Here is an 11,662-nt window from a genome sequence, read left to right as displayed (position 1 = left end):
TTTGACCGCCTTCAGTTTGAATTCTTCTGTATATGTTTGAAATGATTGTCCTTTTTTAGCCATAAAAATATCCCCTCCAAGAGTCACTCCCAACCCTCATGATAACATGACGGTTTTTTTTGAGTGTCTACTTAAAGGGGATAATACCATTTATGCGGCTCTTAATGAGATTTTGTTCTTGTCACCCGGCATATATGGTGTCATACATTATATAGGTATTACTTTTCTATATAGAAAAATAAGTTGTTTACTTTCCCCCCCCCATAACAACAAATAACGAAGCACATTTGTGAGCTGCTTCGTTATTTGTTGTGTGTGTGATAAATCTTTTATTCTGAAGAAAATTTAATTAATCTATTTCCAACCAGTTTATTGCGCATCGCTTGGATGATGTCATACAGATCAGGAGTGTTTGCTCGTCCTGTAAGAGTTATGCTTAGAACTGTTGCGACATCTCCGACTTGTCCTTGATGATCTTCAGGGTTCCTCTTATAGAGTTTCATGTCACTGGCGAAACCATGCTTCTCCGAAATATCCTTTACTTTTCCAAACCATTGTTCTCGGTCATCATCTGAATCATAAACTTCTATGTAATCATTAATGAGCTGTTTTGCGATGTCGATAGGAACTGTTGTGGGGAGATTTTCTGTGCTATTTGGAGAATCGAACAATTCATCAAAAAAGTATGCGAAATTGCTCAAGTTATACCCAATAAAGATCAATCTGAAAGGCTAGTTCGCCTCACGTTAGAATTAATAAAGCGAAAATACGGAGACCTAAAGATCAGCTAGTACCCGTTCATTTTCTCACTTCAATCAGTAATCGCGCGCTGCATCGAACCAGCCTTGAGCCATCTCCTCTGTTATAGGCTGGCCGATCAGGTGGTCAGACTGGCTTAGTTGCCATACCGCTTCACCAAGGTCTTCTCGTTCAGTGGTTTCGATGCCTTTGAGGGTATTGAAGCGCACGGTGAAGTCAGTAATGGCTGCCTCGGCATCGGCAAAGCTGCGGGCCTGGGCCAAGGTTGCCTGTGCGACGTTGTAAGCTTCGTTAGCCAGTTTGGCCAGACGTTTAGGCCAGGACGAGAACGGGCGGCCGAACTCGGTCGTCCACCACTCAGGCTTTCGCAATTGGCTCACTGAAGCATGGCTGGTCCACGGGCGGGTGTTAGCGCGTGTTTTCATTTGCTGCTTTAGGCGTTTGCCCGCGATCTCTTCCACGTTGTAGGCGATAAATCTATCAAGCAACGGCCACGAGTTCAAGGGCGGCAAGTCACCCAGATCAGGCATGAAGCGCAGCTCCAGATTCGTTAACCGTGCATGACGAGCCAACAAGTCCACGTCGCAGAAGTTCCCCGACAAACTCAGTGAGTCAAGGTTTGGGAAGCGGTTCAGACACTCCAGCGAGATGGGCTGTCCCAGCGGCGCGTTTCGGAGCGTCAGGCTCGTCACCTGGTGCAACTCACCCAGGTCGGGTAGCAAGAAAGGAGCATCATTCTTGCGTCGGCTGGTGCGTGGCGCAAGTGTCAGAGAATATGGCATATCGCCAGTGGCCGAGAAGCGTGATAGATCGCCGGCCACACTCAGGCGGAAATATTCAAAGATCTGCCGCTTCGGAAGCTTCAGGTGCAACCGCCCCCCGGACTGGTCCAGCTCTATATGCAAGCCATGCAAATTGGACTGTCTGGCATCCGCCACCGTGTCTGCAGACAGGATTGGAGCCCACGTCATCTCTTCAATGGGACGTTTCTGCGCCCAGTCGAAGAAGCCTGCGTCACTGCCTGTGTAGTACAGAAATCGCGGCCAGGGCGAGCCCGCCGGCGTGGCAAAGGCGTCAAATACGGTCCAATCGATGTGCGCATCAGGCGCGACGTGAAGGTCTCTCTTCTTCCCCAATTGCGACGGTCCAATGGATAGGCTGCCCACACCGGGCTGAATGACAAGAGTGTGACTGCGAGGACCTGTCAGATCGATGGGATAACGACCAGCTTCTCTAATAGAATCAGCAGGAGGACGAGCTTGGCTATCATTTGGCATTTCTATCATCCTTTCTTCTAAAACATATCAAGTCATTTCGGCAAGTGCAGAAATTGGCCCATGCCATGCGTGGCCTCTTTGACGGCAGGGCTCCCAAATCCTTTAAATCACACTCCCACCGACACTACCCGCCCATGTCAACAACAGAATTTTTCGCCGTCACTTATGGTACGGTTCAACTTAACGGGTCTATCAGCGAAAAATCTGCCATAGCGCTTTACCGCCAGCCTTCTTGACTTATTACCGGAAACTCCGTGTGCAGATGGTATATTCCCCAAGACGAACAGAATACGATGTAAAGCCAAGAAAATCCATACAAATTGTCCGGTGCTTTGAAAGTTCGATGTTCATAAAACACTACGAGGTTCTTTATGAGGCCACCAAGGTAACGGGGTTGCCGCAATGCGGCTAGGTTCACAGGGTTGTCCACCTGAAAATACCAAATTGGACTACTCACCATTCATAAAAATTTTCCTCGATCAGCGCCTCGAATGAATCCGCTAATAACTTGAACTCCCCAGTATCGTGATAACAGATGAAAACCTTTCCTGCCTGATTGATTATAATCGGATCGCCAGACCCATCCATAGAAATGACATAACCGGTTCGTAAAACCTCTGCAAAGGGAAGCTCCTTGAATTGCTCTCGGAACCCCAGCGTCAAATCGACAACCGTTTCTTTTCCGAGACTAGAGCCATTAGAAAATGCATATACCGCAAGACCTGCATACGCTCCACCAAACGTCCGGATAAAATGCATGTAGCCCTCATGAAAGCTTACATTCAGCCGCTGCTGTGCCTCGGCAATTTCCTCTTGGCTCGCCGGAATGCCTATTAGTGTGCGATTATCCTCCCGATGAAGGAAAATCTTTAATCTCTCCATTAACGCATCTTTCATAGGTTAATCGCCCTCCCTGCCAATGCATTCAAATCGGCTGGTTCTCCTGACTCCAACCTGCCGCGATCCAAATATTGTAACGCTTTATGCAGTTCAATTTGCGCTTGGTTTATGAGCAGCACTTCATGGTCTTATTTCCGTATTAATGTCGCCCGCTCGATTTCTTCTAATGATATTTACAATTCTTGGCAAGGTGTCATCCAAATTCGGCACTTTCCATCATCCCATCTGAAAGTAACAGCTCATCTGCGATCATTTTTGCCTTTTCCGCAAGCTCCCTCATATCATCTGCCGGAACAAGCTCGGCTAAATCGTAAGCCAGCGGATTACGGGAAAACTTGTACAATTCATGCCGAAGCAGGTTTCTTTTTTCTTCGGAGGCATCAATATAAAGTTTGCACGGCTGCCTAGCCTCATCCAAATCATGCAAATCGATATAGCCTGATTTAAGAGACTCCAACACAATGGCTGAAAGATCGATTAGAGCACCGCAGGCAATATCAAGTTCTACCCGAAACATGCCGTTAGCACTTTTCATATCAAATCCAATACTTCCGCCGTTTTTCAAGTCTCCCTCGAAAAGCAGAACATCGAAACCCAAGTCCTTTAAAATCTGATTGAGCGTCACATCCGTTGAGTTCAATTGTTCAAAATAGTCTATTAATGCTAGCGAATCATCGGAACCGCCAATTAAATCTCCCCACCATTTGCTTATGTACAAGTTCTTCTCCCACTTTCTTTTAGGCATTGTAATTTTCTGAATATGATAGTTTCATTATACAAGAGGTTATAGGCTTTAACTACGCTTAATCCCCCAAAAGCATATTTATCAATGCCGTGTTCTTGTCACCCGACAGATGTGTTGTCGGATGACAACAATGTGTACTCATTGCCGTTATATTGTCTATACTTTCATTGATTCATCTTTCGTGGTGTCATTTGGTATCATCACTATATAGCCTTTATTTTTCGGTGATATAATAATAAGTTACTCTCATGACTGCCAGTTAACTGAGCAAAGGCTGCCGGAACGATCTGCCAGCAGCCTTTGCTTATCGTTTATTAAGCAATCATGTCCCGTTAGTGCAATACCTTGTAATATGTTTCACCACGTTATTTATAACAAAGTTAACGACTCTCAATCGGACGATTCAGCGATTTCATGCACGTTACCAAACGGATCAACGAAAGCAGCATATCGCCCTTGAGTAGGTTTATCATGCAAAAATTGAATACCCTTTTCCTTCATTTCCTTATAAGTTTGCTCAACAGATACGACCTCAAACACCAAAACTGTTCTAGCCTCGTTTGAATAATCTCCAATTTCTTTGGTCTTTTCACACTTAAAAGCTATAAGCTGACAGCCGTCAAGGGCAAATACAAGCTTATTTTCTTGCTCTATTAGTGTTTGCAAACCCAGCAATTCAGAATAAAACCATCTCGCCTTTGTCATGTCATTGACGAAAATCATTATATGTCCTAGTTTCACAAGGTTATGCCGCCCCTTCACTTTTTTTAGGATACCATTTTTTATGGTTCATCCAGAATCTTTGCAAATAAGGAGTTTCATGACGGTATTAGTCCATCCCGAATAATTTTCCTCTTATTGCTATATTAACATAGAAAAACCATGGGAATGCAATTGATTTCTATTGCGGTAACCTGCCCGTTAGGAGAGCAAAGGCTGCCGTTCATGCCGGCAGCCTTGTCCTGGATGTTTATTCAGCTATAGTTACCCGATATGATTATCTTTATAGTTTTTTCTTACATTTTACAATTATAAAGTTTATTGGAGGTGCATTTTTCATGTTCTTACTTGGCTCGTCAATCTCTGAAAACTCTACCAGTCCATATTTTTCAAATTCTTGTTTTATGGAGTCAGAATCATAAAAAAACATTTTTACGCCTTCCATTATCTCGAAATAGTCTTTATCCAATTGTTTGCCCTTTCCAAACATTGGGGCTTTTTTTGAAACAGTTGTAAAAATCATATATCCATTTGGCTTTAACTGATTATAGCAATCTTTAATAAACTTATCTCTCTCACGATTATTCAATAAGTGAATAAGTGCATAGCAAAATATACCGTCATAGAATTTGTTATCAAAAGGCATGTCAGCTACTGAACCATGAAAAATACTATTATCAAGCCCGTTTTGCCTCGCCAAATCAATCGCTGTTTTTGAAATCTCAATCCCTGTTACATTTATTCCATTGTCAATAAAAACTTTTGCATTTCTGCCATATCCAATACCTGGTACCAGTATGTCCTTAACATTCCTTTCAAGGAAAAAGTCCTTTGTCACGATTGCAGAGTCTGTAGGTTCAAATCCCCACATCGTTTGTTTTTCTATAAAACTTGATTCCCAGAATTCCGTCATATCACTATCTCCGTTATGTCTTATTTTAACTGCCTTCGCTTTTATTTGGATTCATGCGGGACCTGTTTCCGGCAACGATGGACTTCTTATTCTTTTTACGCAACACAAAAACACCTCATTCATTTGTTTAGGTAAATGAAAAAGGCGTACTACAAATAGACCCGATCCCGCTTTCAAAAAAACGGATGTGTCAACCTGTACCGCACCTCTATTTACCGTAAACGCATGTAAAATGGGTGATCAAATAAAGCACCTCCTAAAAACTATTGCCATTATAACAAATACGCCAACGAATTCAAAGGCTGCTGCTGGGCAGCCCTTCATAGAAAATAGAGCAGTCTACCGCCTGAACTGCTCCTCGCTTCGTCGAACTATCTTGTCCCGTTAGGTTAGTGAGGCTGCCGACAAAAGTTCTAAAGGCCTCAATCCTTCCCTTCATTCAAGAAAAATTTGAAGAAAAAAGGCGCTTTTTTCAGTGTCCCTTTAGCCTATAATTTTTAAAATGTCGCTTGGCATTCTGCCTGTGCGTTGAATGGTACGAATCTGAGAAGTTGTTAACCGGAATCCAACCAGAATAAACGACGAGGTTACATTGTTAAAGTTAAAAGCCCGTAAGTCTGAAATGTTCTGGCTACCACGGAAAATTCGAAAATTCCCTGTAAAGTTGCGGCCTGAAAACAGTACTAACGTAACTTGACTAGGAATTACAACATTTCTTAGCCGAAAACTGGAGATGATATTGTTAAAACCGAATAATCCCAGATTTGAAACTGCCACGCCTCGTCTAAACGTTAGACTTCTTCCAGTAAAGTTAAAACCCGAGAAAAAAGTAACTCTAACATTTCGATTAAATATTAATCCCATCCCATTCACTCTCCTAAACATAAGATAGTTACAGTGTATGAATAGGTTAATATATTGGCTTGGACTCATGCTATTAATCTGGAACTCTCCCGGATATCGTATCCTGCCCAATCGCAATCGGCTTCCAGTCCATGTCTGCCCTTAAGCATAGCAAAAGCGATGGATCCGCTCCATCGCTCGAATACTTTCCCAAGTTGTGCGCTAGCAGGATACATCCCGAATTCGTATATTGGAATCTAGACCCCGGAATGAATTATGGAACAATTTCAAAAATGGTACCTTGGTTAAAATCAGCCACTTTCATAGAGCCATAAACCCCTAAATAGAGTCTGGATTGATTCAGATTCGTTCCCAAACTAACATAATAAGCTGATTGAGACCCAAAATTATAATCGGTTTCAATAACACTAAAATCATTTAGATTACAATCCGTTCTTACCCTGGTATAAGCTAAAACCCCTCTAACCGGAGGCCCAGATCCTTCATTCCGGGCTAGATCAGTAAACACAACGTTCCCCCTTAAATCGGGGATTTCATTTCCCATATATGGCTGGACTCCTGTAAGTGCAGTTGCTCCAAACTTACCGGGTCTTTGATCTTGATGAAAATAACTCGTCAAAGGCTGAAGACGCCTTACTGAAGTTTTAACTGCTTCATCGTAATAAGCAATTGTTTTTTCATCCAAGGCCAGATTTGCAGAGCAGCCCCTCATAAACATAGTAGGAAAAGCGCCTTCCCACCCTCTCCAGCCAAAGTTAATAAATCCTTCTTGGTCAGCTTCAGAATTCGTCAAAGAAGCTTGAATAAGCTGAGTAACCAGTATTGGTTTATATTGAATAAATGAAAAAATCGACTCTACCAAATCCTGTCCGACATTTCCTACGTATTTGATATATTGATTATAAAACCTTTGAAATGAAATGCCTGGTATATTGCGAACTCCTTTGGCAATAACCGTAAGCGTTTCCTGAATAGGTACAGGCAGCTCATTAAAACGTGTAACTACAGGCGGATTATCGATAAATGTATTCTTAACGACATCAATTTCAATTATTTTACCTGCAATTTCCATATCATCTTGGCTTAAATTAAAGGGATCATAGCCTGATCCGCCATCTCCGGTTGTCAAAACAAGTTTTCCTGTTTCAGGTGAAAAGTTTAAGCTATTGACACCATTATGATTTAAAAATGGTCTTCTTATATTAAGCAATGTTCGTCGTTTTTGGGGTTGACCATTCGATTGTAAAATCCATTCTTCAACTGTATCAATATGATTATATTGCGTTTCTCTATTTATCCACCTTAGGTTTAAGGTTCCGGGATCGCACGGGTTAGGCTTAAAAGATTCACCAGGTGCGCTTGGAAGTGCACCTGAACCCTGGGTTCCAGCTACTGAATAATGGAGATAAAACAGACCATTATAATAAAATTCGGGATGAAACGCTAGCCCTAGCAATCCCCGTTCATCATATCCACCACTAGAGATGCCTAGTTTTATGATTCGTGGGCGAATATCCAAAAAAGTTCTTAAAACCCCGTTCCAAATATAATAGATCTCTCCTACCTGGGTTGCAATAAATAATCTTTCAATTGAGTCACCCGGAAGTATAGTTGTTTTCAAAACAGTGGGTAAGTTTATCTTACCTACAATGGGCCGTAAACTAACCTTAACTTTTATCAAATAACTGTACACTCCTTCTAATCATTTTCTTTTATAAGAATATGATTAGAACTGTTTTATTAGTATCAAATTAGTGCCTGGTTCCCATTCGCTGCATCGGCTTTTGAAGTAAAAACGGGCGTCTGCTCGGCCACGTATGTCAGTAGGCTTAAAATAAGCCGAATGGATCGTTCTCATCCACTCAGCTCTTAGGGTTATTTTACAATAATTTGTATAACATCACTTACCGTTGTTCCACTTTCATTCATAAACTCGCCGCGATATTGATAAATGACAGGAGCTTTAAAGTCGATTTTATCCATTATAATGGTGGCTGCACCAACAACAACTTCCCAAGCTGGATCACCGTTTGATCGTACCAATCCGGATGCTGCCGAACATGCTCCATACTTCGTTCATTGCCACTTACCTCAAACACTGCCGCTTTGTCTGTCATCTCGGCATCAATTTCGAAGCGAACGGTATGCTTCCCATTCGGAAGCTCCGGCAAGAAAACATATTGATTCCGATTATGATCATTGTACAGTGTAAATCGATCGACGAGGAAAGGTTCTCCGCCATCCACTGTCACCTTCAGTCTGCCGGAATCGGGTCCCCCGATATCGAACAGCCCTATGTGAGTGCCTGTAAACTGCACCGTGATAGCCTCCCCCGGATCAACAGCTCGCCATAGGCCGGGAAACAACCAATTGTACTCGCGGACCAAAGCTAAATCATCGGGGGTCATATAGGACCATCCTGCCGAAAAATCGGCATGGCCTTCCAGCGGCAGCATAGCGGCATACTCCCAAGGATTGGTCGGGACCAAAGGGTCCTGAGGCAAGTTATGTTCGACCCTTCCCACGCGACCTCGAAGTTCGCTAATTTTCTCAAACGACCGGGTGATTGTATCCGTGTAAATCTGATGTCCTTCGGGAATTATCGGATGGATCGAATCATGCGTAAAAACAACGGCTCCGGGAATGGACACGTCTGCCCTTGAGGTAAAAACGAGTTTTCCCTCCGACACCAAGTGACTGACCGCTACGCCAAGATGAATCGAAGGAATGCCGTAATAGTCGGCCACATCCTCCTGCATAAGAGCTCCCTTCTGATATTCCCCGGACTGAAATAAGGCCACATCCCGCTCCTTCAGCGTATAAACAAACAGGATATCAATAAACCGACTCCACTTGCGGATCTGACGGACTATTCCTTCGATCCTCGATTTAGACTCGGGCACTCCGCCGTCGTTACCAACAAATTCGACAAACACCAGATCCGGCTGATGCCTCAGCACATCTGTCTCTAAGCGGGCGCAGCCCAAATCCGATCCTGTTCCATCAATGCCTGCATTCACACAGCGGATATCCGCTTTGGGATATTGCCCACGAAGCCATTCCGCCGTCATTACCCGGTATCCTTTAGAACGTGTATTACTACCGCCAAAATAGACTATGGTCACCGTTTCCCCATTTTCCAATTTATGAATTACATTGGGCAGGCCTTCCCTAGTAAATAATTCCTTCATCGCGACTTCACCTGACCTAACTTATCGTTTTTAGGAGCAAACAATTTTACAGCAAACACTTCAAAATAAGGCGAACCATAAGTTGCGCAGAAATCAAACCGTATTCGGGTTACGCCTTTCGCATCCACCTTATGTTTATTCAACGTGAGGTAATTCCCACGGATTTTGATTTCCCTCTCGGTTCCGTCTTCTAAGGTTAAGGTCACGTCATAATCTTGGATAAGGAGCTCGATCGGAGCGTCAAAATGCTCCAAATCCAGCTGCGAATTGAAAACAAGATGGATTTCGTCCAGATGTTTGGGAGCTGCAAACAAGAATTCCAACCATTCCTGTCCTTCCGTACGTTCGGAAATCCAGCCGTTCGGCAGGCCATAAGGTCTGGAGTAGCCATTGATGACATTCTCAGGATCATACATATTCTGTGATGGCAGCAGGTCCTTAAAACAAATGCTCTTATTGAATTTCTTCAACTTGGATGGCACTTCTGGCCTATAATAGAAGCTAACTGCTCCTGTAATTTTCTCTTCATTGCCGTATACGGCAAGGCTAGCGGTACCTTCCAGTACAATGTAAATTTTATCGTCTGCTGGCTTCTTGCAGCCCAAGTCCAACGTAATCCAGTCGTCATGACCGGTTGCAATATCCATGTTGTAGGCTCTCAGCTCGCAGTCGGGAATGTAGTTTTCCTTCCGTTTTCCACCAAACAGCTTCACATGCAGAGTTTCCGAATGTTCGGAAGCATTTTTAATTTTGATCCGTACACTTTCCGCAGAGGCCGTATGAATCGGCAAGACCAAACACAACCCTTTCTCCAAAGGAATAGCTTCGGTTGGTTGATCATTGACATAGCTGCGCTGAGACGAGGCACGAATACTTAATCCGTCAGCGAAGTAAGGATCCAATTTCTCTTGAAGCCCTACAATCGTTTGCCCGTCTTGAAGCAATAGCGCTTGCAGCTCTCCCATATGAGCTTCGACTATCGCTGCGGGGTCTACCTCATATTTCATGCATAACGAAGCAGCCGTTCCAACCGCCTGCCCCATACAACCGCAGGTCGCCATTACCCTTGTAGATCCGAAAGCAACATGGGTAGCACTTATATTGCGACCAGCGAACATAAGATTGGGAATATTTTTGGAATATAAACTGCGGAAAGGAATATTGTACAATCCAGGCACGAAATTCCATGCTGTAGCCGGTCCCTCATCATAGATGCCCTTAGCAGCATGTAAATCCATATACCATCCCCCGACGGATACGGCATCTTCGAAATGCGGCTTTGCTGTGAGATCGTTCTGAGACAACATGTGATCCCCAATAAACCGCCTCGACTCCCGTTTTCCCGGAATTGGACATACATAATCCAAGATGAGATTGTCCACATCATCAAATTCGCCGCTATTTTTGATATAATCCCAAATCCCGTAAACCAATTTCCGCAGCTCCAATGCGATGTCTTCATTGTTTTTGATAACATCCATATGCCCGCCGTACTCCAGCCACCACAATCCGCCAAGCCCGTTGATTTTTCTAGGAAAAGCCCGATGGTTCAAGCCTTTTCTGATACTATCGAAAAAGCTCAACTTTGTAATATCATATGCAAAGCCAGGCCTCTTGTACGGAACGGGATATCCTACATCACGGGCTTGAAAAAGGATCGTGTCTCCCATGGTGTAATGGTCCGCCACTTCAGGAGCCAAGTCTTCCTTGTATTCATGCTTCGCTTCTCTCCCCCATCTGAAGAGAGCACCTGCCTGATATCCAACAACCCCGTCTCCGGAGCAATCGATGTAGGTAGGGCTTTCAAAACGGAATTTTCTTTCGGAAGCCAATTGAAGACCCTCCACCCATTTGATTCTGCCGTTCTCCATTCCCGTTTCATACACGCATGTATTCAGAAATAGAGAAATGTTAGGCTCATCATAGACCATATCCAACAAGACCGTATCCGAAAGTGAAAGCATAAGCTTCTTGTTATATAACGGATTATAGTGGAAAATCTTCATCTTGAGTTCTTCCACCAACCCGCCCTCACGCGCATAATAGGATGGACTGTTTCCGAGATAGGCCGACCCGTTGATATGAACCCTGACTTCGCTGCTGGCGTTCCCACCAAGAACCGGGCGATCATTAATAAGTGAAACTTGTAGCCCTTGCCGTGCAGCAGCAAGGGCAGCGCATATCCCAGCAATACCTCCGCCTACGACAGTTACATCCGCTTTAATAAGCTCCATTTTGATAACCTCCATGATTAGATATATTTATCATGGTAGTCCTTTTGAATCCCGTTTTT

At 43.7% G+C, this 11,662-nt stretch carries 9 protein-coding genes; all 9 read right to left on the bottom strand.

The window, feature by feature from the left end:
- Positions 1–329: 329 nt before the first annotated feature.
- A complete protein-coding gene (locus tag AC1DOK_RS19155; RefSeq protein WP_477555919.1) occupies positions 330–701 on the bottom strand; it encodes a hypothetical protein in 372 nt (123 codons plus the stop codon).
- 114 nt (positions 702–815) lie between these two features.
- Positions 816–2,036: a hypothetical protein gene (locus AC1DOK_RS19150; RefSeq protein ID WP_477555918.1), complete on the bottom strand. Its 1,221-nt coding sequence runs from the start codon at positions 2,034–2,036 to the stop codon at positions 816–818.
- A gap of 453 nt (positions 2,037–2,489) precedes the next feature.
- Positions 2,490–2,933, bottom strand: coding sequence for an SMI1/KNR4 family protein (locus AC1DOK_RS19145; RefSeq protein WP_477555917.1), 444 nt, complete (start codon positions 2,931–2,933; stop codon positions 2,490–2,492).
- A 196-nt stretch (positions 2,934–3,129) separates the two neighbouring features.
- Positions 3,130–3,681 carry an imm68 putative immunity domain-containing protein gene (locus tag AC1DOK_RS19140; protein ID WP_477555916.1) on the bottom strand — a complete coding sequence of 184 codons (552 nt, stop codon included), beginning with the start codon at positions 3,679–3,681 and terminating at the stop codon, positions 3,130–3,132.
- 390 nt (positions 3,682–4,071) lie between these two features.
- Complete coding sequence (locus AC1DOK_RS19135) at positions 4,072–4,422, bottom strand: VOC family protein (RefSeq protein ID WP_477555915.1); 351 nt, start codon at positions 4,420–4,422, stop codon at positions 4,072–4,074.
- Between the two features lie 262 nt (positions 4,423–4,684).
- Entirely contained in the window at positions 4,685–5,314 is a 630-nt protein-coding gene (locus AC1DOK_RS19130; protein WP_477555914.1) for a class I SAM-dependent methyltransferase, read from the bottom strand.
- 1,117 nt (positions 5,315–6,431) lie between these two features.
- A complete protein-coding gene (locus AC1DOK_RS19125) occupies positions 6,432–7,859 on the bottom strand; it encodes a PQQ-dependent sugar dehydrogenase (protein WP_477555913.1) in 1,428 nt (475 codons plus the stop codon).
- 301 nt (positions 7,860–8,160) lie between these two features.
- On the bottom strand, positions 8,161–9,369 hold the full coding sequence (locus AC1DOK_RS19120) for an SGNH/GDSL hydrolase family protein (protein WP_477555912.1): 1,209 nt from the start codon (positions 9,367–9,369) through the stop codon (positions 8,161–8,163).
- Positions 9,366–11,603, bottom strand: a complete 2,238-nt coding sequence (locus AC1DOK_RS19115; protein WP_477555911.1) for an FAD-dependent oxidoreductase — start codon at positions 11,601–11,603, stop codon at positions 9,366–9,368. Before AC1DOK_RS19115 ends, AC1DOK_RS19120 begins: the two co-directional genes overlap by 4 nt.
- Between the last annotated feature and the right edge of the window lie 59 nt (positions 11,604–11,662).

The organism is Paenibacillus sp. P5_B5 (assembly GCF_056400365.1).
Note: the sequence above shows the minus strand (reverse complement) of the source record. Positions and strands in the feature narration are given on the sequence as shown.

Coding starts and splice junctions, on each gene's coding strand:
- AC1DOK_RS19150 (WP_477555918.1), bottom strand. CDS start 2,036: ATGCCAAATGATAGCCAAGCTCGTCCTCCTGCTGATTCTATTAGAGAA.
- AC1DOK_RS19140 (WP_477555916.1), bottom strand. CDS start 3,681: ATGCCTAAAAGAAAGTGGGAGAAGAACTTGTACATAAGCAAATGGTGG.
- AC1DOK_RS19115 (WP_477555911.1), bottom strand. CDS start 11,603: ATGGAGCTTATTAAAGCGGATGTAACTGTCGTAGGCGGAGGTATTGCT.
- AC1DOK_RS19130 (WP_477555914.1), bottom strand. CDS start 5,314: ATGACGGAATTCTGGGAATCAAGTTTTATAGAAAAACAAACGATGTGG.
- AC1DOK_RS19120 (WP_477555912.1), bottom strand. CDS start 9,369: ATGAAGGAATTATTTACTAGGGAAGGCCTGCCCAATGTAATTCATAAA.
- AC1DOK_RS19145 (WP_477555917.1), bottom strand. CDS start 2,933: ATGAAAGATGCGTTAATGGAGAGATTAAAGATTTTCCTTCATCGGGAG.